At 58.0% G+C, this 25,215-nt stretch carries 31 protein-coding genes and 2 pseudogenes; 13 read left to right on the plus strand and 20 right to left on the minus strand.

Annotated features, from left to right (window positions below; genetic code table 11):
- Positions 1 to 16: 16 nt before the first annotated feature.
- The 11 genes from dsrO to dsrA form a co-directional block, all read right to left on the minus strand.
- Positions 17 to 796, minus strand: a complete 780-nt coding sequence (gene dsrO, locus IPI80_RS15910) for a sulfate reduction electron transfer complex DsrMKJOP subunit DsrO (RefSeq protein ID WP_413861821.1) — start codon at positions 794 to 796, stop codon at positions 17 to 19.
- Entirely contained in the window at positions 793 to 1,101 is a 309-nt protein-coding gene (locus IPI80_RS15915) for a hypothetical protein (protein WP_413861824.1), read from the minus strand. The genes dsrO and IPI80_RS15915 overlap by 4 nt, the downstream gene beginning before the upstream one ends.
- A 110-nt stretch (positions 1,102 to 1,211) precedes the next feature.
- On the minus strand, positions 1,212 to 3,170 hold the full coding sequence (locus IPI80_RS15920; protein WP_413861827.1) for an NAD(P)-binding protein: 1,959 nt from the start codon (positions 3,168 to 3,170) through the stop codon (positions 1,212 to 1,214).
- Between the two features lie 48 nt (positions 3,171 to 3,218).
- Positions 3,219 to 4,712, minus strand: coding sequence for a sulfate reduction electron transfer complex DsrMKJOP subunit DsrK (dsrK, locus tag IPI80_RS15925; RefSeq protein ID WP_413861830.1), 1,494 nt, complete (start codon positions 4,710 to 4,712; stop codon positions 3,219 to 3,221).
- A gap of 15 nt (positions 4,713 to 4,727) precedes the next feature.
- Positions 4,728 to 5,462 carry a respiratory nitrate reductase subunit gamma gene (locus IPI80_RS15930; protein ID WP_413861833.1) on the minus strand — a complete coding sequence of 245 codons (735 nt, stop codon included), beginning with the start codon at positions 5,460 to 5,462 and terminating at the stop codon, positions 4,728 to 4,730.
- Between the two features lie 54 nt (positions 5,463 to 5,516).
- Complete coding sequence (locus IPI80_RS15935; protein WP_413861836.1) at positions 5,517 to 5,849, minus strand: TusE/DsrC/DsvC family sulfur relay protein; 333 nt, start codon at positions 5,847 to 5,849, stop codon at positions 5,517 to 5,519.
- 29 nt (positions 5,850 to 5,878) lie between these two features.
- Positions 5,879 to 6,178 carry a sulfurtransferase complex subunit TusB gene (tusB, locus tag IPI80_RS15940; protein WP_413861839.1) on the minus strand — a complete coding sequence of 100 codons (300 nt, stop codon included), beginning with the start codon at positions 6,176 to 6,178 and terminating at the stop codon, positions 5,879 to 5,881.
- A gap of 10 nt (positions 6,179 to 6,188) precedes the next feature.
- Positions 6,189 to 6,584 carry a sulfurtransferase complex subunit TusC gene (tusC, locus tag IPI80_RS15945; RefSeq protein ID WP_413861842.1) on the minus strand — a complete coding sequence of 132 codons (396 nt, stop codon included), beginning with the start codon at positions 6,582 to 6,584 and terminating at the stop codon, positions 6,189 to 6,191.
- A gap of 21 nt (positions 6,585 to 6,605) precedes the next feature.
- Positions 6,606 to 6,965, minus strand: coding sequence for a sulfurtransferase complex subunit TusD (gene tusD / locus IPI80_RS15950; protein WP_413861845.1), 360 nt, complete (start codon positions 6,963 to 6,965; stop codon positions 6,606 to 6,608).
- 31 nt (positions 6,966 to 6,996) lie between these two features.
- Positions 6,997 to 8,067: a dissimilatory-type sulfite reductase subunit beta gene (gene dsrB, locus IPI80_RS15955; protein ID WP_413861848.1), complete on the minus strand. Its 1,071-nt coding sequence runs from the start codon at positions 8,065 to 8,067 to the stop codon at positions 6,997 to 6,999.
- A 13-nt stretch (positions 8,068 to 8,080) separates the two neighbouring features.
- On the minus strand, positions 8,081 to 9,376 hold the full coding sequence (gene dsrA, locus IPI80_RS15960; RefSeq protein WP_413861851.1) for a dissimilatory-type sulfite reductase subunit alpha: 1,296 nt from the start codon (positions 9,374 to 9,376) through the stop codon (positions 8,081 to 8,083).
- 237 nt (positions 9,377 to 9,613) lie between these two features.
- On the opposite strand from dsrA, the gene IPI80_RS15965 reads away from it, so the two are divergent.
- The 7 genes from IPI80_RS15965 to IPI80_RS15995 are packed head-to-tail and all read left to right on the plus strand — an operon-like array spanning position 9,614 to position 13,494.
- Positions 9,614 to 9,829, plus strand: a complete 216-nt coding sequence (locus IPI80_RS15965; protein ID WP_413861854.1) for a DUF6967 family protein — start codon at positions 9,614 to 9,616, stop codon at positions 9,827 to 9,829.
- The gene (gene cas6, locus IPI80_RS15970) at positions 9,826 to 10,440 is read left to right on the plus strand and encodes a type I-MYXAN CRISPR-associated protein Cas6/Cmx6 (protein ID WP_413861856.1); all 615 of its coding nucleotides are present in this window, start codon (positions 9,826 to 9,828) and stop codon (positions 10,438 to 10,440) included. Before IPI80_RS15965 ends, cas6 begins: the two co-directional genes overlap by 4 nt.
- Position 10,441: 1 nt before the next feature.
- Positions 10,442 to 11,059: a hypothetical protein gene (locus tag IPI80_RS15975; protein ID WP_413861858.1), complete on the plus strand. Its 618-nt coding sequence runs from the start codon at positions 10,442 to 10,444 to the stop codon at positions 11,057 to 11,059.
- 10 nt (positions 11,060 to 11,069) lie between these two features.
- Positions 11,070 to 12,032 carry a TauD/TfdA family dioxygenase gene (locus tag IPI80_RS15980; protein ID WP_413861860.1) on the plus strand — a complete coding sequence of 321 codons (963 nt, stop codon included), beginning with the start codon at positions 11,070 to 11,072 and terminating at the stop codon, positions 12,030 to 12,032.
- Positions 12,029 to 12,904, plus strand: coding sequence for a 2Fe-2S iron-sulfur cluster-binding protein (locus IPI80_RS15985; protein WP_413861862.1), 876 nt, complete (start codon positions 12,029 to 12,031; stop codon positions 12,902 to 12,904). Before IPI80_RS15980 ends, IPI80_RS15985 begins: the two co-directional genes overlap by 4 nt.
- 36 nt (positions 12,905 to 12,940) lie before the next feature.
- The gene (locus IPI80_RS15990) at positions 12,941 to 13,273 is read left to right on the plus strand and encodes a S24 family peptidase (RefSeq protein WP_413861864.1); all 333 of its coding nucleotides are present in this window, start codon (positions 12,941 to 12,943) and stop codon (positions 13,271 to 13,273) included.
- Between the two features lie 2 nt (positions 13,274 to 13,275).
- The gene (locus IPI80_RS15995; protein ID WP_413861866.1) at positions 13,276 to 13,494 is read left to right on the plus strand and encodes a hypothetical protein; all 219 of its coding nucleotides are present in this window, start codon (positions 13,276 to 13,278) and stop codon (positions 13,492 to 13,494) included.
- A 383-nt stretch (positions 13,495 to 13,877) separates the two neighbouring features.
- On the opposite strand, the gene IPI80_RS16000 is transcribed toward IPI80_RS15995, so the two are convergent.
- Positions 13,878 to 14,498: a hypothetical protein gene (locus tag IPI80_RS16000; RefSeq protein ID WP_413861868.1), complete on the minus strand. Its 621-nt coding sequence runs from the start codon at positions 14,496 to 14,498 to the stop codon at positions 13,878 to 13,880.
- Between the two features lie 117 nt (positions 14,499 to 14,615).
- Here IPI80_RS16000 and IPI80_RS16005 point away from each other — a divergent pair, with 117 nt between their 5' ends.
- Entirely contained in the window at positions 14,616 to 14,765 is a 150-nt protein-coding gene (locus IPI80_RS16005; RefSeq protein ID WP_413861870.1) for a hypothetical protein, read from the plus strand.
- A gap of 281 nt (positions 14,766 to 15,046) precedes the next feature.
- Here the strand turns inward: IPI80_RS16005 and IPI80_RS16010 are convergent, their stop codons facing one another.
- The 8 genes and pseudogenes from IPI80_RS16010 to IPI80_RS16045 all read right to left on the minus strand — a co-directional run bounded on the left by IPI80_RS16010 (position 15,047) and on the right by IPI80_RS16045 (position 20,220).
- Entirely contained in the window at positions 15,047 to 15,475 is a 429-nt protein-coding gene (locus tag IPI80_RS16010; RefSeq protein WP_413861872.1) for a hypothetical protein, read from the minus strand.
- Between the two features lie 365 nt (positions 15,476 to 15,840).
- A pseudogene (locus IPI80_RS16015) lies at positions 15,841 to 17,043 on the minus strand (IS91 family transposase).
- Between the two features lie 24 nt (positions 17,044 to 17,067).
- A complete protein-coding gene (locus IPI80_RS16020; protein WP_413861874.1) occupies positions 17,068 to 17,667 on the minus strand; it encodes a tyrosine-type recombinase/integrase in 600 nt (199 codons plus the stop codon).
- A gap of 86 nt (positions 17,668 to 17,753) precedes the next feature.
- Positions 17,754 to 17,924 (minus strand): annotated as a pseudogene (locus tag IPI80_RS16025) (site-specific integrase); the annotation flags it as partial.
- A 486-nt stretch (positions 17,925 to 18,410) separates the two neighbouring features.
- Complete coding sequence (locus tag IPI80_RS16030) at positions 18,411 to 18,758, minus strand: thioredoxin family protein (RefSeq protein ID WP_413861876.1); 348 nt, start codon at positions 18,756 to 18,758, stop codon at positions 18,411 to 18,413.
- Between the two features lie 34 nt (positions 18,759 to 18,792).
- Positions 18,793 to 19,263 (minus strand): sulfur carrier protein DsrE2, encoded by a 471-nt coding sequence (gene dsrE2, locus IPI80_RS16035; RefSeq protein WP_413861878.1) that lies wholly within the window; start codon positions 19,261 to 19,263, stop codon positions 18,793 to 18,795.
- A gap of 38 nt (positions 19,264 to 19,301) precedes the next feature.
- On the minus strand, positions 19,302 to 19,529 hold the full coding sequence (locus IPI80_RS16040) for a sulfurtransferase TusA family protein (RefSeq protein WP_413861880.1): 228 nt from the start codon (positions 19,527 to 19,529) through the stop codon (positions 19,302 to 19,304).
- Between the two features lie 172 nt (positions 19,530 to 19,701).
- A complete protein-coding gene (locus IPI80_RS16045) occupies positions 19,702 to 20,220 on the minus strand; it encodes a GNAT family N-acetyltransferase (RefSeq protein WP_413861882.1) in 519 nt (172 codons plus the stop codon).
- Positions 20,221 to 20,282: 62 nt separating this feature from the next.
- Between IPI80_RS16045 and IPI80_RS16050 the strand changes: the two genes are divergently transcribed.
- The 5 genes from IPI80_RS16050 to sufD all read left to right on the plus strand — a co-directional run bounded on the left by IPI80_RS16050 (position 20,283) and on the right by sufD (position 25,193).
- Positions 20,283 to 21,110, plus strand: coding sequence for an alpha/beta fold hydrolase (locus tag IPI80_RS16050; protein ID WP_413861884.1), 828 nt, complete (start codon positions 20,283 to 20,285; stop codon positions 21,108 to 21,110).
- A 259-nt stretch (positions 21,111 to 21,369) separates the two neighbouring features.
- Positions 21,370 to 21,702: a HesB/IscA family protein gene (locus IPI80_RS16055; protein WP_413861886.1), complete on the plus strand. Its 333-nt coding sequence runs from the start codon at positions 21,370 to 21,372 to the stop codon at positions 21,700 to 21,702.
- Position 21,703: 1 nt separating this feature from the next.
- Positions 21,704 to 23,140 (plus strand): Fe-S cluster assembly protein SufB, encoded by a 1,437-nt coding sequence (sufB, locus tag IPI80_RS16060; RefSeq protein ID WP_413861888.1) that lies wholly within the window; start codon positions 21,704 to 21,706, stop codon positions 23,138 to 23,140.
- A gap of 20 nt (positions 23,141 to 23,160) precedes the next feature.
- Entirely contained in the window at positions 23,161 to 23,940 is a 780-nt protein-coding gene (gene sufC, locus IPI80_RS16065) for a Fe-S cluster assembly ATPase SufC (RefSeq protein ID WP_413862611.1), read from the plus strand.
- Positions 23,937 to 25,193 carry a Fe-S cluster assembly protein SufD gene (gene sufD / locus IPI80_RS16070; RefSeq protein WP_413861890.1) on the plus strand — a complete coding sequence of 419 codons (1,257 nt, stop codon included), beginning with the start codon at positions 23,937 to 23,939 and terminating at the stop codon, positions 25,191 to 25,193. The genes sufC and sufD overlap by 4 nt, the downstream gene beginning before the upstream one ends.
- The last annotated feature ends 22 nt before the right edge of the window (positions 25,194 to 25,215 follow it).

Consider the following 25,215-nt stretch of genomic DNA (forward strand, 5'->3'; position numbering starts at 1 on the left):
CAGGGCCCTTTTTACTTCAAATGCCGAGGTAACGCACACCAGTGTCCAAGTTCAGGTTTTCCCGAATCTGACGGCTGGGGTAGCTGGCGATCCGCTTGGAGATGTCGCTCTCGGGGTTGTTGAGATCCCCGAAAAGAATGGCTTCATGCCCGGCGTTGGCACACGCAGTCACGCAGGCGGGCATTTCACCCTTGTCCACCTTGTGAACACACATCGTGCAGCCCTCCACCGTGCCCATACCGCGTGGTACATCGGGTTTCTGGTCAGTCTGGGGTGAATGCACGAAGGAGCGCGCCTTGTAAGGGCAGGCCATGATGCAATAACGGCAGCCAATGCAGATATGTTTGTCCACCAGCACAATGCCGTCAGCACGTTTGAAAGAGGCGCCGGTCGGGCACACATCGACACAGGGCGGTTCGGCACAGTGCTGGCACATCATGGGCAGGGACTGGGTCTTGCCGGTGCGCAATTCCTTGATTTCTATTTTGCGGATCCACTGGGAATCGGTGGTCTTGGTACCCCCCGAAAGCCCGTTTTCGGTGTTGCATGCGGTGACGCAATCCGTGCAGCCACTGGCGCACTGGGTGCTGTCAATCAGCATGCCCCAGCGGACCTTGCTGCTAGCACCAGGGCTTAGTTTCCCTGGAGTGGGCGCCGCTTGGGCAATTTCAATGAGGCGTACACCGGGCGCAATCAGGATGCCCGCTATACCAGCCGCCGCAACGGCCATAAAACCACGGCGACCGGATTTCGTGTCACCCGCGTCCTTGGATGGTGAACTGGGGACTGGCATCATGGCTTGACCTGTGGTTTGTTGGCATGGCATCCGAAGCAGTCGATCTTGACGGCGGCATAGTTATGGCAACTTTGACAAAAATTGGTGTCTTTTGCCGTCACACTGCCAGTGGTTTGGCTGGCATGGCAGGCGATGCAGGCCTTCAGGCTGTACTTGCCGGTTCGAATCCCGCCGTGCACGGTTTCATCACGCTGGTGCTTGAGCAGCTCCATGTGGTTGCGCCGCATAAGAGCCGGGTCCTCCACACATTTGCCACCACGCGCGGCTTCGATCACCGGCTGCGGTACACGGGTTGAAGCAGCCACCGGCGCCGCAGTCTGCGCCCACACCGCAGTGCTTGCCGCGACCAGCAGCGCCAGACAGCACGGACTGCTTGAGACGACCCGTCGCACCGGTGAACATGCCAGGCATGCCGCTAGTCTCCCAGTCCCATCTGAATGTAGCCTGTGGGGCATACATCGGCACAGATATGGCAGCCAATGCACTTGTTGTAGTTGGTGTCGACGTAGCGCCCCGTTGTAGCCTTGGCCTTAGGCACCTTGAAGACGGCAATCTGCGGGCAATAGACCACGCAGTTGTCGCATTCAAAGCACTGGCCGCAGCTCATGCAACGCTTGGCCTCGGCAACGGACTGGGCTTCCAGCAGTGGTTGCAGGCGTTCTTCAAAATTGTCCAGTGCCTGTTCCGCCGTCAGTGAGGTGATGCCCCTGCGATTACGGCTCACAAAGGGGAAATGTCCCAGGAACAATTCCTTGTGCGAGATGACATAGCGGTCGGAGCGGTTATCAAAATTGTGGATGGCCGCTGTGCTCTTGTCGGTACCACGAATCGGTTCATGCACTTCACTGAAGGTATAGCCCTTCTCCAGCATCTTGCGCTTGAGGTCAAAGGCATGCACGTCAATTTTGGGGCGCTTTTCCTGAGCTTCATTTTGCAGGAAGCGGTCAATCCCGTCCGCCGCTATGGCGCCGTGCCCAATGGCGGTGGTGAGCAAATGCGGGCGCACCACGTCGCCCCCCACAAAGATGCCCTCTTGACCCTGCACCTGGTAGTTTTTGTCGCTGTTGATTGCGCCTTTGCCGTTGTTGAATTCTTCCAGCCCGGTGAAGTCCACCGCCTGCCCGATCGCCGAAACAATCAGGTCTGCGGGAATGTCCTGCTCAGTACCTTCGATGTTTTTGATATCCAGGCGTCCACCCACAATCTTCGCTTCGCAGCGCACCACCCGCAATGCCGTGGCTCGTCCGTCGGGTCCACGCACCACACACACAGGCGCCATTCCACCCAAAATGGTGATCCCTTCTGACAGGGCATGCTCCACCTCATGTTTGGTGGCCTGCATCTTGTCGATAGCGAAGATGGTAGTCAGCGTGACCTCAGCGCCCTGGCGAACGGACGCCTCTGCAACGTCGTGCGCCACATGGCCTGCAATGGCATGTTCGGGGCGGTCAGATTCGTTGATTTTGTTGATATGACCCAAACGGCGTGCTACGGTCGCAACGTCAATGGACGTGTCGCCTCCGCCAATAACCACCACCCGTTTTCCAACATGGCGCAGGCGCCCGTCATTGAAAGCCTTGAGGAAAGACGTTGCAGTCACGCAGTTGGGTGCGTCAGCACCTTCGACCGGCAGGGCGCGGCCCGATTGTGCGCCCAGGCCCAGGAATACCGCATCAAATTCTTCCCGAATCTTCGCCATCGTGATGTCAGTTCCGATACGGCAGTTCATGCGTGTCGTGATACCCAAATCCAGAATGCGCTGAATCTCAGCGTCCAGTACATACCGTGGCGTACGGAACCCGGGAATGCCGTAGCGCATCATTCCGCCAAGTTCAGCGCGCTCGTCAAACAGCGTGACAGCGTGTCCCTTGAGTGCCAGCTGATACGCCGCCGATAGTCCAGCAGGGCCACCACCGATCACGGCGACTGTCTTGCCGGAAGCTGTCGCTGGCTTGGTGTAGGCAAGACCTTTTGCAATAGCGTAGTCGCCCAGGAAATGTTCGACAGAGTTGATGCCGACAAAGTCGTCCACCTGGTTGCGATTGCAGCCAGACTCGCACGGGGCCGGGCACACGCGACCCATGACCGATGGGAACGGATTGGCTTCGGTCAGGCGACGAAAGGCGTACTCCTGCCACACCACGCCGGCGGGTGGTTTCTCGATGCCGCGGACGATATTGAGGTAGCTGCGAATATCCTCACCGGCCGGGCAGCTACCCTGGCAGGGTGGTGTGCTTTGAATATAGGTCGGGCACTTGTGCGAATGTCCGGCATCAAAAATATCTTTCTGAAAGGACTTGACCTTGCTGTCGCCGTCCTTGTAACGGCGAAAGGTCAGTGGTTTGACGGCGACGGTTTCGATGGGGGCGGACATAGGGAAGTCTCCTGGTATTTTTTTGAGTTGCCGGTGCAGGGCGGCGGGCTATTTGTCGCCCAGGCGTATCGCCTTGCTAACCAACTGATGGACACCGCCCACCATGCTCATGTCGAAGCCGTAGTAGGGCAGCACTTTGGTGAACTGGGCCTTGCAGATCGCGCAGATTGCAGCCATGAAATTCACGTTGTACTCATCCACCACGTTTTTCAAGGCTTCCATTCTCGGCAGGGCGCCTTTAACACGCACTTCCAGCATGTCATCTGTCAGCACGCCACCACCACCACCGCAGCAGAAGGTGCTCTCCAGAATGGTTTGCGGTGCCATATCATGGAAATGGTTGGCAACGGACGTGATGATCCGTCGCGGAATGATGAACTGCCCCCCTGGCATGTTGCCCATGCGGGACGCACGCGCCACGTTGCAGGAATCATGGAAAGTGATGATGCGGTCGTCATTGGCCTCTTTGTCCAAGCTGAGAGCGCCCCGCTGAATCAGGTCGTCGGTAACTTCGCAGATATGCTGCGGCACGGGATAACGTTGGTCGAGAAAGTCAAACGGACCCATCAAGGTATTCCAGTAGCTGTATGCGACTCGCCAGGCATGGCCACATTCGCCAATGACGATGCGTTTGACCCCAAGCTCCAAGGCAACCTCACGCACACGCATCGAAATTTTGCGCATTTGTTCGTAGTTGCCAATGAACAGCCCGAAATTCGCCGCCTCGGAGGCTTTGGAACTAAGCGTCCAACTGATGCCAGCCGCGTGAAACACCTTGGCATAGCCAATCAGACTTTCAACATGGGGCTCGGAGAAGAAGTCGGCGGACGGGGTAATCAGCAGCACTTCTGCCCCTTTCACGTTCAGCGGAAACTTCACATCCACACCGGTCTCGTCCTTGGTATCTTCTTCCAGGCCTTCCAGCGTGTTTGCCAGCGCGGGCTCGGGAATTCCCAGGTTGTTGCCAATGCGGTGTACCTTGCCGATGATCTCGTTGGTGTACTTTTGCCCCATGCCGATGGAGGCCATGATCTCGCGCGCTGCCATGGTGACCTCGGCAGTATCGATGCCGTAGGGACAAAACACCGAGCAGCGACGGCACTCCGAACACTGGTGAAAATAGGTGTACCACTCGTCCAGCACGTCGCGTGTGAGATCAACTGCACCCACCAATTTTGGAAAATTTTTTCCGGCAAAAGTGAAGTAGCGTCGGTAGATCTTGCGCATCAGGTCCTGGCGCGCCACCGGCATGTTTTTGGGGTCGGCGGTGCCCAGGAAATAGTGGCATTTGTCAGAGCAGGCGCCGCAGTGCACGCAGGCATCCATGTAGACCTGCAGTGAGCGGTATTTGCCTAGCAATTCGCCCATTTTTTCAATGGCCTTGGCCTGCCAGTCTTCAACCAGTTCTTCCGGAAAACCCAACGCCTTTTGAATAGGCCTTGAAGCCACAAAGGGTTTGAGATGCGACATGGCTCCCGCCTGCACCAGCGGTATGACCGGGTAGCTTTTGAGCTTTGGGGTATCGAATGCAGCGGTGGCCATGGTGTTGGTAAGTGCTTACGGGCGTTTGTCCAATGCTGCCGCCCACGCGGATACATGGCGCACTTCGCGGGCGTTGTCAGTCTGGTTGCGTGTGGGGCTGAAGAGCAGGCCCGGTGCGTGTAGCAACTTGCTGATCGGGAAGATGATCATCAGAAACGCTACCAGCGAAAGATGCACCAGCAGTACCGGATCAGCAGGTAGCGGCTGCCAGTCAAATCGCATCAAACCCAGCATGAAAAGTTTGACGCCAATGATGTCGGTATGCGCCACAAAGCGCATACCCAAACCGGTAACGCCGATGGCCAGCAACAAAACGAGCATCAGGTGATCGGACGGGGTGGAGATATAACGCACGCGGTCGACCAGCCAGCGCCTGCCCCACAAACCTCCCAACGCGATCACCATGGCAAACCCGGCATAGGTGCCAAAGGGCTGAATCAAGGCAACAGGCAGCCACACGGGTTCCTGAAAATAGCGCAGATGCCGTAACACGACCAACAGCAAGGCCGCATGAAAGGTCCAGCCAAAGATCCAGGTCCACTTGCTAGACCTGAACAGGCTTTCAAAAAAAACTACCTCACGTGTCATGCGCCAACCCACCCCAGTGGTCGTCATCGGTGCCGGTGTAGTGGGAATCTTCAGCGGCGCCGGTGTTCTGGCGTAGATGAAAATCTTGCGCCCAACACCCATAACGAACACCAACGTGGCTACGTAGAACAAAACCGCGTAAAGAATCGTCAGCATTGTCATTGGCAGATTCGTTGGGTTCGTTGTATCAACGAGGGTTGGCGTCGGCGGATGCGCTCAAATACAGCCGGTAGGCTTGGGCAAGCCGGCAATCTTGCAGGCCTGTTTGGCTGGGCCGTACGGAAACAGTTCGTACAGGTATTTGCTATTGCCTTTTTCTTCGCCGAACTGCTTGCCAATCGCCTTGGTCAGCACCCGAACGGCCGGTGCAATCTGGTACTCGTTGTAGTACTCGCGCAAGAAGTTGATGACTTCCCAGTGGTTGTCGCTGAGCGGAACCTTCTCTTCTTCTGCCAGGTAAGCGGCGGCCTCAGGGGTCCACTCGGCGAGATTGAGCAAGTAGCCCTCTTCGTCGGTTTCGTAGTTCATGCCGTTGATTTCAAAGCTCATTTTTTTCTCCAGTTATTTAGTAATTCGAGTCACAACCACGAGTGGGAAGTGTGGTGTTCCACGGTCAGATCGACAAAGCCGGCGTAATCGACCAGCGTCACTCCATCGATTAACTTGGCTGTTACGCCACGGGCGTCCATATCCGGTTGCAGCGCATAGACCTTGAGCGTGGCGCAGCTGGCGCGGATACGCTCCTCGGTTGCGCTACCCACGGTGGCGGCGTAGATGCCGTCTTCGATGAGCAACAGCGCGTTGCCCGGCTGGGCCATGCGCAGACAGGTATCCAGCGTGCTGGTCTGAAAGGGGGATTTATTGACAATATGCAACATGGGGTCGTCCTCAAAAACTCAGGATCACGTCCTGTTGCGCCATTAGTTGGCCCATTTGCTGGGCGTCCAGCACCTCCACGGGGACTAGCAGGTCTTTTTCGCTCAAACCGCGCTGCGCCAACGAGACCTGGTCCACATAAAGCTTCTCCACGTCATAGCCGTCCAGTGCGCGGTAGCTGGGAGAAAAGTTCTTTACACCAATGCCTTTGGTCTGCTGGCCTTTGACCAGTTCGTAGACGCCATCGTCGATAAAGACCAGGCTCACATCCTGGTCGAAGGTGGCGGTGATCAACACCACCTCCAGGCTTTCGAGCGCGTAGATCGTTCCGTAGGGTGCCTTGCGGTTCACAAACATGAACTTCTTCACTTTGGGGCCGCTGGCGGGTGCTGCTGGTTGGTCGCTCATAGTTGTCTCTTTCAAGGGCTGTTAGTCGCCAAACGTGATCAGGCGATCCGCCTTGATTCCGCTGTCCACCAGCTGGCCCAGGCCGGAAATGCGAAAGCCCGGAGCCAACACTTCGTCCTTGATACCGCGGCGCAAGGCGGCAGCCACGCAAACCACCAAGTCCACCTTGCGGTCTGCAGCCAGGGCCGACCAGCGGTTCACCACATGGCGGTCGTCCTGGGGCGGCTCGGTCAGGCGGGTCGCGTTGTTGACGCCATCGTGGTAGAAAAACACGCGTTGTATCTCGTGACCCTTGGCCAAAGCGGCCACCACGAACTGGTAGGCACTATCGGACGCCTGGTGGGTGTAGGGCCCTTCACTGACGAGCAAACCGAATTTCATGGGGGTTAATTCCTGTATCAGTCAAATTTGCTTAAAAGCGAATGTGGGTCGAAGCATTCAGGCTGGAGCGCGAACCACGCCAGTCATCAATCAGGTACTTGGTAAAGGGCAGGTCGCACTTCTCAAAGAATGCGGGCCAGCCGATACGCTCGATCCAGTCAGCAATCCGTTCCCAAGAGCGTGCATCTTCCTTGTAGGTGTACAAGATTTTCTTGACCATGGCCGACACTTCGGGCCAGCGTGGCGGGTTGTTGGGCAGGCCCGAGGCCACCATCTTCATGAAGGTCGGCTTGCCACGGGCATTGGAGTTCTTGCCACCCACCCAGATTGCCAGTTTGCTGTGCTCGGGATCGTTGATTTGCATGGGGGGGCAAGGTGGGTAGCAGGCGCCGCAGCACATGCATTTGGTCTCGTCGATTTCCAGGGATGGTTTGCCGTTGACCATAGCCGGCCGAATGGCGGCCACCGGGCAACGCGCCACCACGGTCGGGCGTTCACATACATTGGCCACCAGATCGTGGTTGATCTTGGGCGGTTTGGTGTGCTGAATGATGATGGCAATGTCGGCCTGGCCACCGCAGTTGATCTCGCAGCAGGAGGTAGACAGGTGCACCCGGTTGGGCATTTCTTCCTTGATGAACTCGGCGTGCAGGTCATCCATCAGGGCCTTGACAGCGCCTGATGCATCGGTGCCGGGAATGTCGCAGTGCAAGTAGCCCTGCGTATGGGATATCGATGAAACCGAGTTGCCGGTGCCGCCGACCGGAAAGCCATTGCCGACGAGCGCCTCGACCAACGGCGCCACCCGGGCCTCATCCGACACCATGTATTCGATATTGCTACGGATGGTGAAGCGCACATGCCCGTCGGCATAGGTATCGGCAATATCGCACAGCTTGCGGATGGTGTACAGATCCAACTGGCGCTGCGTTCCGGCGCGCACGGTCCAGATTTCGTCACCCGTGTGCGAGACATGGTGCAATACGCCCGGACGAGGCCGGTCATGGTATTTCCAGTTGCCGTAATTCTTCAGCATCAGCGGATGCATGTACTGCTTGTTGTCAGGTACGCCGCTTTCGATGGGGATGCGCATGGTTGCCATGGTCGTCTTCTTTCTAATCAGTTGAGGACAGAGCTGAAGGTCTGTCCCGCAAGGTCTCAGGCTGCTGCTTTGCGGGCGTTGATCTTGGCCACTTCGTCGTCCCAGCCGTCGGTTCGAACGTAGGGGTTGGTGCGGGTGTGGAAACCATGTTGACATCAGCCTCCACTCCGATGCCCTCCAGGAAGGGGACCAGTCCGATACGCTCGATCATTTCGCCGGTGCGCTCGTGTTCCAGAGCATTTTCGGCAAAGAAGTCGATGGACTTTTGGCCCAGATCCACCAGCGCCTGGTAATCTTCGTCGGTCTTCATGGGCATGAAGGGCACGACCACCGTGCCCATCAGATCACCGATCTTCAGTGTGCGCTTGCCACCCATCAGCACCGTGACACCCTTGTCAGTGCCAGTAGCCAGGGCACCGGTCATCACGTTGATGCAGTGCATGCAGCGCACGCAATTGCTGTTGTCAATCTCCAGAGACTGGGTGTCGTTGATGGCGACGCTGGATATTTTTGGCCCCTTGGCGACGTCCTTGGTCTCCTTGAGCATGATGGTCTTGGTCGGGCAACGGCTGACCACGTCATTCACCAGTTCGGTCAGACCGTGCTTGGCAAACCATTTGCGCGCCAGGGGTTCATCGGTGCGGATGTTGTCGCGCCAAGTGCCAATCACCGCCATGTCGGAGCGCTGGATGGAATTCATGCAGTCATTCGGGCAACCCGAGAACTTGAACTTGAACTTGTACGGCAGGGCCGGGCGGTGCATGTCGTCCAGGAACGTGTTGACCACCTGGCGGTGCGCACGCGCTTCGTCAAAGCAGGACTGCTCGCAACGCGCCGCGCCCACGCAGGACATGCTGGTGCGCATAGCCGGGCCGGCGCCACCCATATCGAAGCCCAATTCATTCAATTCATCAAACGCCGGCTGCACATTGGCCGTGGTAGCACCCTGGAACATGATGTCGCCCGACTGGCCGTGAAACGCGATCAGGCCCGAGCCATGGCGTTCCCAGATATCGCACATCTTGCGCAACACGTCGGTGTTGTAGTGCATGCCCGCCGGAGGCTGAATGCGCAGAGTGTGCATTTCTTTGGATGCCGGAAACATCTCGGCTACTTCGGAGAAACGCGGAATCACACCACCACCATAGCCATATACCCCTACCGTGCCGCCCTTCCAGTAACCCTTGCGGGTTTTGTAGGAGTGCTCCAGTTGGCCCAACAGATCGGTCATGTAGTCGCTGTCCTGGGCCAGGCGTTTCAGTCCCGTCACAAAGCTGGGCCACGGACCACCTTCAAGCTGGTCCAGCATGGGGGTGTCGTGTTGTTTTTGCTCATTACATGGGTCTCCTGTCAGCGCGCTTTTGCTAGCGCAACAATCGTGCGTAGATGCTGTTGTGGGGTGAATCGTAAGGGTCGAAAGGCGTGCTAGCTATCACCCTCGTTGAGTATTGGGTGCTACCCATTTGGGCTATACGAGCCCACCCGTGTCGGTGATAGACGGCAGAGCCTGTCCTTGCGCCCAATAGGGCATCAACCAAGACGCGCTATGGACATCGTTACCCCCCTTGAAAAATTCACCATCCCCCTGGGTGGGCAAGTCATTGAATTGCAGCAGTTTGATTACGAAGCCGGTGGCATGAGCCTGTTGCGAACGCGCATACGCGAAAAAAGCCGATTTACGGTGTTTGAGATCGATCCGGGATCCGCGCGCCTTTGGGGAGAAGCCCTGTTGCGCTGGGCGCAGACGCAGGAACCCAAGTGACCCTGCCCGCTGCAGAACAGGACGCAGCAGTAGAAGCGGTATTTCCGTTGGCGGGAAAGTCCTTGCCGCGCGACCATGCCCAGGCACTGCAACACGCTCTAACACTACAGATCCCGTGGTTGCATGAAGATGCTGGCGCCGGCATCCACCCCGTGAAGCTGGTGGCCGGACCCGAAAGCGTGGCGCTTCTGTCGCAGCGAACGCGTCTGATTTTGCGGGTCCATGCCAATCGGCTGGCTGAATTACAGGCCTTGGACGGGGTTCAGCTGGACGTGATGGCGCACCCTCTGCGCCTGGGTGCGGTGCATCTGCGTGAACTACAACCACACGCCACGCTGTATGCCTACCGGGTCGCGGCCGGCAGTTCGGATGAATCAGTCTTCATGCAAGCCATGGAAACCGAGTTGGCCGGCATGGCCATAGCCGGCGTGCGCGTATGTGGAAAGTGCCAGAGCCTGCGGGTCGATGGACAAGAAATGACCACCTTCAGCATGATGCTGCATGGGCTGGGCCCCGAGCAGTCGTTGCGCCTGCAGCAGCACGGGCTGGGGCCACACCGGTTGTTGGGCTGCGGGCTGTTTGTGCCCCACAAGTCGGCCGCGGCGGTCTGATATGGCCAAAATGAAGATCAAGAGCCAGTGGTTCCAGACTGGGACCACCAAGACGGCGCAGCAAACGTCCAGCGCCATGGCGTTCATCGTCTGGCGTGTGGCGCAGAACATGCTCAAGCAGATGCGCACGGCGGACTTCAGCATTGACGTCGGGCCGCAATACTTCGCGTTCACGCGGGAGGTTTTGGTGTTCCTGACCCAGGTCTTGGACCGCATGGCGTATGCGCGCATGGCGCCAAAGGAGCGTGCCGAGTTTGTAACCGCGCTGGTACGCCGGGTAGCCGAAATTTTGCAGGAAAACGAAGACACGTTATTGGGCGCTCCACCCGCTGGCCAGCCCAGCCACTTTGAGCGCTTCATCGAACTGTTTAATGAACTGTCAGACCATTACGCCGACTTTGGCTTTGATGCCAAGGGGCCGGATTTTGCCTTTGTGCGCTACCTGGGGCACCGCGTCGAGAGGCTGATGCCGCAAAAGGACCAGCGCTGGGTGATCGATCAGATGATGGCCATCGAAGTACCCGAAGCGCTTGAAATTCTCCAAAGCTCCATGAATGGCGTTCTGTCCACGGAACCACGTCCCGCACGCGCTGCCCGTGCGCGCACGACAGGAGACTGAAAGCACCCCGATGGACAACCCGTTTGATCTGGACAACCACGCCCCCTACCAGCGTTGGCGTGACACCAAGCGTGCCAGCCATCCGGGGCGGGCAGAAGACCTGATCCTGGATGTAGCCGATCCGCGCGCCCTGAGCCAGACCGAGCGGGACCGTTTGCTGGCCCTGTGTGCAACCGCCAATATGGCCATCTACCGCAGCCCGGTGGTGGCACAGGACAAAGCCATTCCCCGCCTGTTGGCTGCGCAAATGGGCTTGCACCGGCTGGACGGCAATTGGCTGGCCGACGAAGACGGTATTTCACCAATCACCGTTTCGCAGGCTTTGCCCCCTACGGCGCTTCGCACCGGTCCCCCCGGGGGGGAACTTCCGGCTTGGGGCGGCCCGGCACCGGTCGGCGCTGGCGACCGCACCGCGTTCATCCCCTACACCAACCGAGCCATCAAATGGCATACCGACGGCTACTACCACCCAGAATCGCGCCAAATCCGGGCCATGGTTCTACACTGCGTGCGCAAGGCCCAAACCGGTGGCCAGAGCGCGGTCATGGACCATGAGATGGCCTACATCGCACTGCGTGAAGCCAACCCCGACTGGGTGCGCGCACTGATGCAACCCGACGCCATGACGATTCCCGAGCGGCTGGATGAAGAGGGCGTAGCGCGCGCCGAGCAGACCGGCCCGGTTTTCTCAGTTGACTCAGCCACTGGCGCACTGCACATGCGCTACACCGCCCGCACGCACAGCATCGTATGGAAAAACGACGCACCCACCCTTGCGGCTGTCGCTTTTTTGGAGCAGTTGCTGGCCAGTGACAACCACCACGTGTTTCGCCTGACGCTGCAACCTGGCATGGGCCTGGTGTGCAACAACGTGCTGCACGACCGCTCGGGTTTTGTCGATGATCCAGCGCAGCCCCGGCTGTTGTACCGGGCCCGCTATTTGGACCGAGTGGGCGACATGCAAAAGCTATGACGACACAGGTCAAGGTGCGCCCTAGCGGCCACGAATTTCTGGTGGAAGGGCATGCCAACCTGCTGCAGTCGGGTCTGCACTCGGGGCTGCGCCTGAACTACGGCTGTGGCAATGGCAGCTGTGGCATGTGCAAAGTGCGTGTGATCTCTGGCGAGGTGGCGCAAACCCAGCATTCCGACTACCAGCTATCGCAAACCGAGAAAGCCCAGGGCTATACGCTGATGTGCTGCAACACTGCCGCCAGCAGCGAACTCACGCTGGAGCTGCTGGAGGCTTGCGGCCCACAGGACATTCCCCAGCAGCAAATCGTGACCCACGTGCGTGCCGTCACCACGCTGGCACCCCATACCCGCTTGCTGCACCTGCAAACTCCCCGTACCCATCGCTTGCGCTTCCTGGCAGGGCAGTCGGTCCGCCTGGGCTGGGCCATGCCTGGGCAGGACGATGTGCACGCTACCTACCCGCTGGCCAGTTGCCCGTGTGACGACCGCAACCTGACCTTTTTTATTACCCAGGACCCGGCCGATGCACTGAGCGCGCATCTGTTTGCCGATGACATCAAACCGGGTGATGCCATCACGGTGCTGGGCCCCAGCGGAGAATTTGTGCTGGCCGATGGGAACCGCCCCCTGGTATTTGCCGCCTGTGACGGCGGGTTTGCCCCCATCAAAAGCCTGATCGAGCATGCCTTGTCGCAGGATGCGGCACCCTCACTCTCGCTGTTCTGGCTGGCCACCCAAAGTGATGGGCACTTTGCCAGTAACCAGTGCCGTGCCTGGTCTGAGGCGCTGGACCAGTTTGAATATGAACAGGTGACCCACCCCGACATGGTGGTCGGTGCGCAGCAGATCGCGCACGCCATGCGCGCTTAGCCCAGGCGCAAATAGTCACGCAAGTTGTCTGAGCCCATGCAAACCCACGATTTGGAATTACCGGATTGCGCAGGCGGAGAGTCCTTTGCGCTGATGGTGATGGGCCACAGCATGGCACCGGAATTTCTGGAAGGCGAAATCATCATCATTGAGCCCGAAGGTTTGGCCAAAGACGGCGCTTACGTGCTGGCGTGGCACAACGAAGAGTGGACATTCCGCCAGCTTGTGCGAACCGACACAGGTTGGGTATTGCACCCGCTGAGCCCAGCATTTGCCGATGCGCCCCTGGCTGACCTGTCGGCCGTGCGCGGCGTCATCATCCAGAAGGCGCTACCCGGGCGGCGCCGGGCATCCAAACACTATATATAACCATGCCCTACTACATCTACCGGGTGAAGCCCTTCGCGCAGCTCGAAAAACTGGCTGTTTTTGACGCCTTTGGCGAAGCCTCCGCACAGGCCAAGGCCCTGCGCGCCGCGCAGAGCGCCGGGACACCCGGGAACATCAAGGTGATGTTTGCGGAAACCGAGTTGCAGGCCGAAGACCTGCTGTGCCAGGTGCGCGATGCACCACCCAAAGGTGATGAGTAGGGCGGCCTTTCGTTTGGAAACTTTGAGTTAAATAAGCCTCTAGCCCTCGTGGAATATACGTAAGAAGCTCATTTATTTATAGCAATGGTTTCCGTATTTTTCGATGAGCACTATTGGGGGATCCGAATCACTTGTGATGTGGCTGACGGGCGGCAGTGCAGCAAAAGCGGAAGTAGCACCATGCAAGAAGCAACCATTCAGATGGCCGCTGGATAAGGTTCAACGCAAACGGTAAGCTACGCCGAAAGGAGCACAGCGACTGGAGGGAACCAACCGCAAGGTTGGCTTCAGCTCGACCAACCAGTTAGGTTAACGTTAGGTAATTTAATGCTCTGGCCTGCATTTTCATTAATTTAAATATTTTGTAAAAAAGCGGCAATAATTCAATTCTTGCCATCTTCTATGATATTTTTTATTAATGGTGTTAGTCCATCAAGTGCTACGATGCAAATACCATAAATTGATGTCATACTAGGCTCCCCTCCGCCGATATTCATTGATTCGTCTAGCGTCATTATCAATCTATCTTCTTCTGATTTTGGCTTCCCGGCGTGAACTCCTCCGTAAACATGTGCAATTGTTTCAATTGTATCTTGCACTGTTAAAGATGGATTTCCTGATTGATATAATACGGGCAGTTTTAGGAACTGCTCTTTAGATATGCGAGGGCGTGATTTATCATGTATTAAGGCTATCGGGAAGATCCAGCATATTGATTCATATTTCTTTAAAACGACCATTGCTTCTTTTGTTATTTCAGAATCATCCCTCGAATTATTAAAGGTTATTTTTAAACGAAACCTTCTATTTGCAGCATCCAGTAATGGCTCACGATCTAGGAATATCTGCCGGAGTAGGCCTGATGATCGAATTATGTCATATCTCCTGCCGCGCCTTAGTTTTTGAATTATATCTTCACAGGTTCCTAGCAACATAAACTCGGCTTCAGTTCTACCAAGCTCTGGATCTATTTCTATTTGACTTATTAATAATTGATTAATCATAAGTGGGCATAGTGCTGGGGCGCTATATCGGTTGACGCCAAAGCCTAACGTTGGCAATGAGCGGCGCTGAAAACGTCCAGCTCGATTAACTGGTTAGGTTCTGAATTGGAGGACAACATGAAAGACCATGACCTAGAGCAACAAGCATCACCAGAAGGTGAAGTGCCGCTACGGCCTGTAGACATCATGTTTCTGGTGGTACAGCGGCCCGGAATGTTGTCTCCACCAGATCCCGAAGAACAACAGACTGGTCCTGAGAAGTTATGAATCCTGGGAACGCCTGAGCCTGAGCAAAGAGTTGGTCGAAGTTGGTGCGTATTTGCGCTGCGTTTGGACTGTTGACTATCAACGCCCGCACTGCGCACTGAAGGACCGCAATTTGATTCATCATGACTAATTGCGGGTCCATGCGCTTTACGGCCTCAAATGCGGCCTGTTGCTCTGATGATCTCACGATACCTCCTATGTGGTGGGAAAGAATCTAACACCTGAGTTATACGGCTATCCGAAGAACCTTCCGGGCAGGCCTAAACTGCGGTGTAGTTGGTCTAAGGGCGCGGCTTTTTCCCCGTGATCTCCTCATACAGGACACCGGCGAATGCTGCGCCAGCTCCAAACACTACCCATAGCGGAACGCCAATTGCTGTGCCGAGTGCAGCGATACCGGCGCCTTGACCGCCGAACATTGCAGCTCCTATGGCCGCGCCGCCCAGGCCCAGTCTGCCTTTCAAGCCTCGCTCGTCCCAGGCTAATCGCTTTGTCTCACGTGCAATTATCTTGACTGAGGGGACAACAACTTTGCTCTCAGCCGTGAGCGTAATTGCTCTCTTGGCCTTTTGAGCAGTGGGGAGGTTGCTGGCTTTAAGCGCTAGGAGCCTTTCAATCCAGATTCGCAGCGCTTCCTTCTCGGCAGCATTTGCTGACGAGACAATCTTGACTGCAATCTGTCTTTGTTTATCAGGATCTTGGTAAGCCATTACATTCTCCTTGCCGTATAACAATCAGCGTTTATCCGCCGCGCTGCAATGCTCGTAGAAACCATGAACGCCTCCCGCGGCTGATAAACCATGTTGGACTGAACCGCCTGCGAGGCGGTGGCGTGTGTTCTGGGCAATAGGGGTTTGAACCAATCCCCCGCTTGTGTCAATAGATTATGACCCAGCCCAGTGTCGTTGCGCCGTGCGCGGATTGCCTACATTGCGGGGCTGGGCACTGCTCTTTCGCTGGATCGCTCGGGTATTGTTCTGCACGCAGTTGCCAGCCAGCGTGCGGCGCAACACTGCCTCAGACACCACTGGACGTGGTGCGAATTTCTTGATCCCTTGGCATCCCCTGGTGCACCTCACGGTGGCCCCCTGGGTTGCCCCGCCACACTGCTACCCGGTGTCGGCAACTGTGTGTACCCTGGCAGCGTTGCCACCACCTTGAGTGTGCCCGCCTTGCAGCACGGACACTGCATAGTCTCAATCCTGGCCACCCTCGCCATGAACGCCTGTGCCGACTCTTGGGCCAGCGGGTTGGTGCTGGGCATCTGTAGTGCCAGCCTTGCGAGCTTGAGCTTGTCCGTCTTGCATGCACTGGCCAGAACTCCGTAGTGGCGAATCCGCTTGATACCGGTGGGCAAGACGTGCAACAAGTAGCGCCGTATGAATTCACAGCCGGGTAAATGTTCTGTGCGCTTACCCCCTTGGTCATCCGCTCTGACGGTAAAACCACTTCACTGTGCGTGAGCGCCTTGATGCGCTCGTTGCCAATGGCCGTGCGGTGTGTGTAGCGGCTGAGGTACTCCAGCGTTTGTGCTGGACCCCAACGGCGTCTTGGCATACACCACCCAGTCGTGGCGGTACAGCTCTCTTTGGCGTTGTGCCCAGGCCATGGCACCGCCCTGCGGATCATTGGCGATGTCTGTACTTTGATGGGCCCGGCCCAAGGCTGCCAGAAACTTGCCCCGAAACACCTTGGACAGGGCCTGCACCGGGAACAGAAAGTCGGGCTTTCGGATCGGCGTGTGCCAGCGGCCTTGACCCTGATCATCTTGCACCAGCACACCGCAGGCCATCACCGCATGCACATGGATGTGCAACCGCAAGTCCTGGGTCCAGGTGTGCAGTACCAGGCTGAAGGCCGGGGTGCCACCACCAACCCCCATCCAACGCGCATTGGCCGCGAACTCAGACAGTGTTTGGGCGGTGCTGGCAAACAGGGTGTCGATGACCCAGCGCGGGTGGTACTGGTACAGGGCATTGAGGCTGTGCGGCAGCGTGAACACCAAGTGGGCATAGGGCACATTCAACACTTCCGCCAGACGCCCTTGCAGCCAGGCGTCCTTGGCACGCGATCCGCACTGCGGGCAGTGTCGATTGCGGCAGGAGTGGTATTGCCAGTGGCTGTGGCCACAAGTCTCACAGGCCAGCTGCTGGCCCCCCAGTGCCGCCGTCCTGCACGCGACGATGCCGCGCCAGGCCTTGGCCTGGGGTGTGGACAGGGTGTGCTTTACCAGATGTGCCGCACCATGCTGGCGCAGCACATCGGCCAGGGTGGCCACGCGCTCAGCCTTGCCGTGATCGTTTCAGGTCTTGGGCAGGCCCGCCAGCAGGTCCAATGGGTCCACGTCTTTGGGTGGTTTGAACTGCGGGCTGATGAGGTGCAGATAACGGCTGGTGGTGCTGATGTGGCCGTGGCCCAAGAGGCGGCTGATGGTGTACAGGTCCACGCCACCTTCGAGCAAGTGGGTGGCAAAGCAGTGGCGCAGGGTGTGGGTGCCACCATGCTTGACGATGCCGGCGCAGTGTCGGGCCGCTTGGTAGGCGCGTTGCACGGCTTCGATGTTGACGCACGTCGTGCCATTGGCGTTGGCAAACAGCCAGCGACCTGGGTTGCGCTGCGGAGCATAGGTTTGGCTGTATTGGCGCAGCAACGCCAACAGGCTTGGACTGAGGATGCTGTAGCGGTCGGCACCGCCTTTGCCGGCCGTAACCCGCACGCACATGCGATCTGGCGCGCTGTCGATGTCATCCACGCGCAGTGCGCAGGCTTCGGAGATACGCAGACCGGCCGCATAGATGGTTTGCAACACGGTTCGGTAAACCGGATGCGAGCAGCAGGCAAACAGGTGCGTGACCTCTTGGCGCGCGAGCAACTCGGGCTGCTTCTGTGGCACACGGGCCATGGGCGGGCGCAGGTGGACGATGTCGCTGGCGCGCCCAGCACGGTCTCAAACAGGAAGCGGCTGGCGCTGGCAGCGTGGTTGACGCTGCTGTAGGAGAGCTTGCGGTCCTTGACCAGGTGCAGCAGGTAGGCCTCGATCTCGGGCGGGCTCAACAAGTCGGGACTGCGGTGGTAGTGGCGTGCCATTCGGGCGACGGCATCGGTGTAGCACTCCTTGGTCCGTTCAGCCAGGCCGCGCACGGTCATGGCGTCGAGCATGCGTTGACGTAAAGGGTGTCATGCGGTTTCTCCTCAAAGCCGGGGAACATTCCCCAACTCCAAGGCTTTACCTCAAGGCCCGTCTATGCAAGTAGCCCCGAAACACAAATGCAGTGGCGGCGCACCGTGCACTAGCCACCGCGTAGCGGTTTAGTTCAACTTAATTTAGCCGAGCGCCTATCTTGGCATTTCCAATTTAGACGACGAAATAATCTGGCTGGTGGGCTTGGGTTTAGCCATGCGTAACTCGTTAAACCGCATGAATATTCAATTCTTAGCAATATTGCTGGGTACTTTTGCATGACAACCATTGTATGAACTTGTCGCATATCCTGGCCAATCAAAACCAATGCCTGCTATGAAAGAGCTGCGTGGAGGTCGACTCTCTGCCAACTGCGGGTATTCCGGCAAATTGAACCATCACCACATAGCTGGCGGCCGAACCGCAAATGGGTACTTTGGCAAACTTGCGGATGGACGGCAAGTTCATGCAGTGTGCTGGGTAATAAGGCGGTCCAGAAATTCGCGCACAAAGCGCTCGGTCTGGGCACCGTGGAAACGGTCGGTGATTTGCCCGTGGCTGTAGGCAATTGCGGTTGGAAACCCCTTGACCTGGTGCCGCCCGGCGATGCGCATGTTTTCATCGGCGTCTACTTTTGCAAGTAGAAACTGGCCGTTGTACTGAAGTGCCAGTTTCTCCAGCAGGGGTTTCAACACCCGGCACGGGCTGCACCAGTCGGCGCCGATGTCCAGCACCACCGGTGTTGTATGGGAATGCGCAATCACCCGTTCGTCAAATGTGGCTTCCTCGACGTTGCAGGTGAATTGGTTCACGGCACCTGGCGCACCGGTTTACTTTATTGCCGGTTCAAATGAACAGGCAAACATCCGACTCGCCGGCGAACTTCATGAACGTGGCGGCGCCACCGTATTCAATGCCCTGGATGAAGTCGCTTTTCTCAAATTCAAACAAGTCCACCGTCATCTGGCAGGCAACAAACTTGACTTCGGCTTCCAGGCAAATATCGCGCAGTTCCTGCAGCGACGCCACACCCTTCTTCTTCATCTTGTTCTTCATCATCATGGTGGCCATGGATTCCATGCCGGGCAGCATTTGCACAAACACCGGCATGGGCACCGGCATAGGCATGGCGGGGTTGGCCAGCGGGCTGATCTTGATGCCGTCCAGGCTGGTGCGCAGCAACTGCAGGCCATAGAAGGTAAAGAAAATTCGCACATCCCACCCCAGCGCCGCAGCGGTGGAGGCAAGAATGAATGGCGGGTAGGCCATGTCCAGCGTGCCCTTGGTGGCGATGAGCGCCATTTTTTTGGTTGCCATGCGTTGTGCTCCGGAATAGGTGAAAAAAGGACGTTAAGTCAGGCTTTTTTTAGATAGAACACATACTTGCTGTTTTCGCTGCCTTGTTCCAGCAGGTCGTTGCCGGTTTGTTCTGCGAAGGCAGCCATGTCACACACCGAGCCCGGGTCGGTCGAGATGACGCGCAGCACCTGCCCCGAGGCCATGTCGGCGAGAGCCTTCTTGGTTTTTACGATGGGCAAAGGGCAGGCCAGGCCGGATGCGTCAAATTCCTTGTTGAACTCCATGTCATATCTCCGTTGTTGTGTGGGGAACGTAAGGGGGCTCGACGCCGTGCCAACGCCATGTTGATGGTGCCGATTCTTGTGGAGCCCGCCTGCTGCGTCTATTACCGCAAAGGGTAATGTTGGGTAGCCCATATGGGTAGTATGGCTATACCGTGACTACCGTTGCTATTTGCTACTTGCCCAACGGGTGCCTGTAGACGCGGTATACAGCGCCACGAAACGGCATCTCCCGCTCCGCCGTGGCGCCCACCGCGATGGCCAAGCGGATCGACGCCTGGTTTTCCACGTGAATAAGGCTGATCAGGCGCAGGTCGGGCAGATGCCGCGCCGCCATCGCCTGAACGGCACGGGCCGCCTCTGCGGCATAGCCCTGGCCCCAATGCCGCCGGATCATTGCCCACTTGATCTCGGGCTCTGGCCACTCTTTGGGATACCACGGGCCTACAAGCCCCAGCACGGTAGCCGTCGCTTTTTCTTCAACCACATAGGGGCCGTAGCCGAGCCGCTGCCAGTGCCTGCCGATGCTCCCCACCATGCGCCGGCTGTCCTCTTCCGTCAAAGGTTGCAAGGTGGTGTACTTGACGCTTTGCGCATCGCCATAGTATTCATGCAGCGCGGACCAGTCTTCATCCGTGACGGTTCTAAGACGAAGTCGGGGCGTTTCGATCGACTCGGGAATCAGGAAGCTCATGTGATTTTTGCGAATGGGGCTTATGACGGCATCAGTGTAGGTGCCACACCATAATTCGTCCTATGAAAACACATCTGGCATCAAACGTCAGCCTGATCAGCATTCAGGGCATCCAGTTGCAGGTCGAGCACATTGCCGCACCCGCACTGGCAACAGGCCGTGCACCGATCGTCTTCCTGCATGAGGGGCTCGGGTCCGTCGCCATGTGGCGCAACTGGCCGCATCAGGTTTGCCAGGCCACGGGGCGCGAAGGCTGGGTTTACTCCCGCCGGGGCTACGGCGACTCTGACCCCGTGCCCGATGTGCGCGGTGAATCCCGACTGGTGGATGGGCAACGCCAAGGGCGACTGCTGCCCGACTACATGCACCACGAGGCCTGGTCTGTTCTGCCCGAGCTGCTGGACCATTTGGGCGTGGTTGCACCCGTTTTGTTGGGCCACTCCGATGGTGCCAGCATTGCCTTGCTGCACGCCAGCCGCCACCCGGTGGCCGCGTGCATCGTCATGGCGCCGCATGTGAAGGTGGAAGACATCTCGGTGCAATCAATCGAACAGGCGCGCACGGCCTATGAGAGCGGCGACCTGCGCGAGCGCCTGCGCCGCTACCACGCCGATGTGGACGGCGCCTTTTGGCAATGGAACGATGTGTGGCTGAGTGCTGCGTTTCGCGCCTTCGATATCCGCCAGGACTGCCAACGCATTGGCGCGCCGGTACTGGCGATACAAGGCGAGGACGATCCCTACGGCACCATGGCCCAGATTGACGAGATTGCACTGCCGCCGTCTCAAATCGAGCGCGTCACGCTGGCAAGTTGCGGCCACTCACCGCATCGCGACCAGACACGGGCGGCAACCGAACGAATTGTCCACTTTTTGCTCAGGCAAGCTTGAAAGCGGTAGGACTGTCAACCACCAGCCACTGACGCCAACGTGCAGCCCAACTGGGCACGCACTTTCGCTCACCGAGTTTTGCTATAGTTATGGTAGCTGCGTACGTATAATCCACGAGGGCTAGATGCCAATTTTGCTCACAAAAATCTTTGGGCCCTACCTCTTGGTACAACCCTACGCTGGATACCGTCACATTTGACAAATCCATTCGTATCTATAAGATCCATTTCGTATAGATCTTATTACAAGGATACCCGCCATGGCCATTACCCTAACCGAGGCTGCCGCCAAACAAATCAACACCCAGCTTGCCAAACATGGTAGCGGCGTGGGTCTGCGCGTGGGGGTAAAGCCCGTGGGCTGCTCCGGCCTGACTTATACATACGACATTGCGGATACGCTGCAGGCGGATGATCAGGTGTTTGATCAATTTGGTGCCAAGTTGTTTGTCAATGCGCAGGCCTTGAGCAGCCTGGACGGCTCCAACCTGGACTACGTGAGCGAAGGCATGAAAAAAACCTTCCAGTTTGACAACCCCAACGTCAGCAGCACCTGCGGTTGCGGCGAGAGCTTTAACCTGAAGAAGGCCTAGCATGAGCGACACCCTGCAAGACATTGTCAGCCAGCCCTACCGGCATGGCTTTGTAACCGACATTGCCAGCGACGTGGCGGCCAAGGGCCTGAGCGAAGACACGGTGCGCATGATTTCGGCCAAGAAGAACGAACCCGCCTGGTTGCTGGAGTTCCGCCTGAAGGCCCTGCGCCATTGGCTGACCATGAAAGACCCGGCCTGGGCCAAATTGCAGCACCCGCCCATCGATTTTCAGAACATCAGCTATTACGCTGCGCCCAAGAAAAAGCCCAAGCTGGCCAGCATGGACGAGGTGGACCCGGAACTGCTGCGCACGTTTGAGAAGCTGGGCGTGCCGCTGCATGAGCGCGCCGCCTTGGCTGGCGTGGCGGTGGACGTGATTTTTGACAGCGTGTCGGTAGCCACCACCTACAAAGCCAAGCTGGCCGAGGTGGGCATCATTTTTGGCTCGATGTCGGACGCGGTGCAAAACCACCCCGAGCTGGTGCAGAAGTACCTGGGCACCGTGGTGCCGGTCGCCGATAACTTTTATGCGGCGCTCAACTCGGCCGTGTTCACCGATGGTTCGTTTTGCTATATCCCCAAGGGCGTGAAGTGCCCGATGGACCTGTCCACCTACTTTCGCATCAACACCGAAGAAACCGGCCAGTTTGAGCGCACCCTGATCGTGGCCGAAGAAGGCGCCAGCGTGTCGTACTTAGAAGGCTGCACGGCGCCCAAGTTCGACACCAACCAGCTGCACGCGGCTGTGGTGGAGCTGGTGGCGCTGGACAACGCCGACATCAAATACTCCACCGTACAAAACTGGTACGCGGGTGATGAAAACGGCGTGGGTGGTATCTACAACTTTGTGACCAAGCGCGGCCTGGCCAAGGGCGTCAATTCGCGCATTGCCTGGACGCAGGTGGAAACCGGCTCGGCTATTACCTGGAAGTACCCGTCTTGCATCTTGCAGGGTGACAACTCGGTGGGCGAGTTTTATTCGGTGGCGGTAACCAACCACCACCAGCAGGCTGACACCGGCACCAAGATGATCCACCTGGGCAAGAACACGCGCAGCACCATCGTCAGCAAAGGCATTTCGGCCGGACAGTCCAGCAACAGCTACCGTGGGCTGGTCAAGGTGATGCCCACCGCCAGCAATGCGCGCAGCCACTCGCAATGCGACTCGATGCTGATCGGCCAGAAGAGCGGCGCACACACCTTCCCCTATATCCAGGTGCGCAACGACAGTGCCACCGTGGAGCACGAGGCATCGACCTCGCGCATTGGTGAAGACCAGCTGTTCTACTTTGCCCAACGGGGCATAGGCGCCGAAGAGGCCATCTCCATGATCATCAACGGCTTCTGCAAAGACGTGTTCCAGCAGCTGCCCATGGAGTTTGCCGTAGAGGCCACTCAATTACTCGGATTGAAACTTGAAGGGAGCGTCGGATGATTTTGCCCAATAGCCCGGTCTTGTTGGACGTGCGCAATCTGCACGCCAACATCAATGGCACACCTATTCTCAAGGGCCTGAACCTCACCATCCGGCGCGGCGAAGTTCACGCCATCATGGGCCCCAACGGCTCAGGTAAGAGCACCTTGTCCAAGGTGTTGGCCGGCCACACCGCATACGAGGTGACAGGTGGAGAGGTGCTGTTTGAAGGCACCAATCTGCTGGAACTCTCGCCCGAGGAGCGCGCACGCGCTGGGGTGTTTCTGGCATTTCAGTACCCCATAGAAATTCCGGGTGTGGGCAACAGTCAGTTTTTACGCCTGGCCTACAACACCGTGCAAGGCGCACGTGGCAAGGAAGAGCTGGACCCGCTGGAGTTTGACGACTTGGTGCGCGAGAAGATGAAGCTGCTGGAAATGCGGCCCGAATTTTTGCAGCGCAGCGTCAACGAAGGCTTCTCGGGTGGCGAGAAAAAGCGCAACGAGATTTTGCAAATGGCCCTGTTGGAGCCCACGCTGGCCATTCTGGATGAGACCGATTCGGGCTTGGACATTGACGCGCTGCGCATCATCTCGCACGGTATCAACCAGCTGGCCCACCCAGAGCGGGCTTTGCTGCTGATTACCCATTACCAGCGCTTGCTGGACCACATCGTGCCGGACTTTGTGCATGTGATGGAGAGCGGTCGTATCAGCAAAACTGGCGGCAAAGAGTTGGCGCTGGAGCTCGAAACCCGCGGCTACGACTGGACAACGCCGCCCACCAGCGTGCCCGCAGCACCTGCCGAGGCGCTGCCATGAACACGGCGACTGCTTCAGGCGGCACGGCTATCAAGGCCCTGCGGTCCGCTGCGCTGGAGCGCATGGGTGCACTGGCCGTGCCCACCACCCATGACGAAGCTTGGCGCTTTACCAGTATTGCGGCACTCACCCGCGCCAGCCTGCATGCCGTGACAAAGCCCACGCCTTTGGCATTTGGTGACATTGCGAGCTGGGCCATTCCCGAGGCTGGCCAGCGCATCGTCTTTGTGGACGGCGTGCACGCACCCCAACTCAGCACAAACTCTCCCAAAGACAGCGTGACGGTCTGCACCTTGACCCAGGCGCTGGCCACCCACGCAACAGCGGTCATGCAGCACCTGGGCCAGCACGCCCAAGACCCGCAACAGCGCTTCACCGCACAAAACACAGCCAACCTGTTTGATGCCGCCGTCGTCATTGCGCCGCGCAACACCGCCGCCAGCGCCCCGTTGCACTTGCTGTTTGTCGCCACCCAGCCCAACGTCAACAGCTACGCGCGCACCCTGGTGATCGCCGAGGAGGGCAGTGCCCTGACCTTCATCGAAGACTATGTGGCACTCACCGATGGCGCATACCTGACCAACAGCGTGACCGAGCTGGCAATTGGTGCCAATGCGCAGGTGCATCACATCCGCCTGCAGCGCGAGAGTCTGCAGGCTTTTCACATTGCCCGCTGCGCGCTGACGCAGGCACAAGACAGCCACTACCACAGCATCAGCATCGCGCTGGGTGCTGAAATTTCGCGCCTGGACACCACGGCACAGCTGCGTGGCACAGGTGTCCATTGCGCGCTGGATGGCCTAGCCCATATTGCCGGGCAACAAGTCGCCGACACACACACCTGCATCACCCACGCAGAGGCCCACGGCGTCAGCCGGCAGTTGCAAAAGTGTGTCGTGGCCGACACAGCGCATGCGGTGTTCAATGGCCGCGTACAGGTTCACCCCGGCGCGCAGAAAACAGATTCGGCCCAGTCCAGCCGCACGCTGCTGATGGGGCCCAAGGCACAAGTTAACACCTTGCCGCAACTGGAGATTAATGCCGACGACGTGCGCTGCACCCACGGAGCCACCGTGGGCCAACTGGACAGCGAAGAAGTGTTTTACCTGCAAAGCCGGGGTCTCTCGGTTGATGCGGCGCGCAGCCTGCTGACCTATGCTTTTGCGGCGGAGGTGATTGCACGCATTCCCATCGCATCGGTGCGCCAGCAACTGCAAGACGCCGTGCTGCAACACGGGAGTGCAGGGCTATGAGCGCCGCCGCCCTCAGCATGGC

The organism is Candidatus Aalborgicola defluviihabitans (assembly GCF_016705985.1).
In the GTDB taxonomy this organism is placed as follows: Bacteria; Pseudomonadota; Gammaproteobacteria; order Burkholderiales; family Burkholderiaceae_C; genus Allorhodoferax; species Allorhodoferax defluviihabitans.

Bases quoted from the DNA above. Each gene is read 5' to 3' on its own strand.
- IPI80_RS16045 (WP_413861882.1), bottom strand. From the start codon at position 20,220: ATGAGCTTCCTGATTCCCGAGTCGATCGAAACGCCCCGACTTCGTCTT.
- dsrB (WP_413861848.1), bottom strand. From the start codon at position 8,067: ATGGCAACCATGCGCATCCCCATCGAAAGCGGCGTACCTGACAACAAG.
- IPI80_RS15985 (WP_413861862.1), top strand. From the start codon at position 12,029: ATGACGACACAGGTCAAGGTGCGCCCTAGCGGCCACGAATTTCTGGTG.
- IPI80_RS16020 (WP_413861874.1), bottom strand. From the start codon at position 17,667: ATGGCCCGTGTGCCACAGAAGCAGCCCGAGTTGCTCGCGCGCCAAGAG.
- IPI80_RS15930 (WP_413861833.1), bottom strand. From the start codon at position 5,462: ATGACAATGCTGACGATTCTTTACGCGGTTTTGTTCTACGTAGCCACG.
- IPI80_RS15975 (WP_413861858.1), top strand. From the start codon at position 10,442: ATGGCCAAAATGAAGATCAAGAGCCAGTGGTTCCAGACTGGGACCACC.
- sufD (WP_413861890.1), top strand. From the start codon at position 23,937: ATGAACACGGCGACTGCTTCAGGCGGCACGGCTATCAAGGCCCTGCGG.
- dsrE2 (WP_413861878.1), bottom strand. From the start codon at position 19,263: ATGGCAACCAAAAAAATGGCGCTCATCGCCACCAAGGGCACGCTGGAC.
- IPI80_RS16040 (WP_413861880.1), bottom strand. From the start codon at position 19,529: ATGGAGTTCAACAAGGAATTTGACGCATCCGGCCTGGCCTGCCCTTTG.
- IPI80_RS15965 (WP_413861854.1), top strand. From the start codon at position 9,614: ATGGACATCGTTACCCCCCTTGAAAAATTCACCATCCCCCTGGGTGGG.
- tusC (WP_413861842.1), bottom strand. From the start codon at position 6,584: ATGAGCGACCAACCAGCAGCACCCGCCAGCGGCCCCAAAGTGAAGAAG.
- dsrA (WP_413861851.1), bottom strand. From the start codon at position 9,376: ATGCTGGACCAGCTTGAAGGTGGTCCGTGGCCCAGCTTTGTGACGGGA.
- IPI80_RS16010 (WP_413861872.1), bottom strand. From the start codon at position 15,475: ATGGCTTACCAAGATCCTGATAAACAAAGACAGATTGCAGTCAAGATT.
- dsrO (WP_413861821.1), bottom strand. From the start codon at position 796: ATGATGCCAGTCCCCAGTTCACCATCCAAGGACGCGGGTGACACGAAA.
- IPI80_RS15990 (WP_413861864.1), top strand. From the start codon at position 12,941: ATGCAAACCCACGATTTGGAATTACCGGATTGCGCAGGCGGAGAGTCC.
- sufB (WP_413861888.1), top strand. From the start codon at position 21,704: ATGAGCGACACCCTGCAAGACATTGTCAGCCAGCCCTACCGGCATGGC.
- tusB (WP_413861839.1), bottom strand. From the start codon at position 6,178: ATGTTGCATATTGTCAATAAATCCCCCTTTCAGACCAGCACGCTGGAT.
- dsrK (WP_413861830.1), bottom strand. From the start codon at position 4,712: ATGGCCACCGCTGCATTCGATACCCCAAAGCTCAAAAGCTACCCGGTC.
- IPI80_RS15935 (WP_413861836.1), bottom strand. From the start codon at position 5,849: ATGAGCTTTGAAATCAACGGCATGAACTACGAAACCGACGAAGAGGGC.
- IPI80_RS15995 (WP_413861866.1), top strand. From the start codon at position 13,276: ATGCCCTACTACATCTACCGGGTGAAGCCCTTCGCGCAGCTCGAAAAA.
- IPI80_RS16005 (WP_413861870.1), top strand. From the start codon at position 14,616: ATGAAAGACCATGACCTAGAGCAACAAGCATCACCAGAAGGTGAAGTG.
- IPI80_RS15980 (WP_413861860.1), top strand. From the start codon at position 11,070: ATGGACAACCCGTTTGATCTGGACAACCACGCCCCCTACCAGCGTTGG.
- IPI80_RS16050 (WP_413861884.1), top strand. From the start codon at position 20,283: ATGAAAACACATCTGGCATCAAACGTCAGCCTGATCAGCATTCAGGGC.
- IPI80_RS16055 (WP_413861886.1), top strand. From the start codon at position 21,370: ATGGCCATTACCCTAACCGAGGCTGCCGCCAAACAAATCAACACCCAG.
- IPI80_RS16000 (WP_413861868.1), bottom strand. From the start codon at position 14,498: ATGATTAATCAATTATTAATAAGTCAAATAGAAATAGATCCAGAGCTT.
- IPI80_RS15920 (WP_413861827.1), bottom strand. From the start codon at position 3,170: ATGTCCGCCCCCATCGAAACCGTCGCCGTCAAACCACTGACCTTTCGC.
- tusD (WP_413861845.1), bottom strand. From the start codon at position 6,965: ATGAAATTCGGTTTGCTCGTCAGTGAAGGGCCCTACACCCACCAGGCG.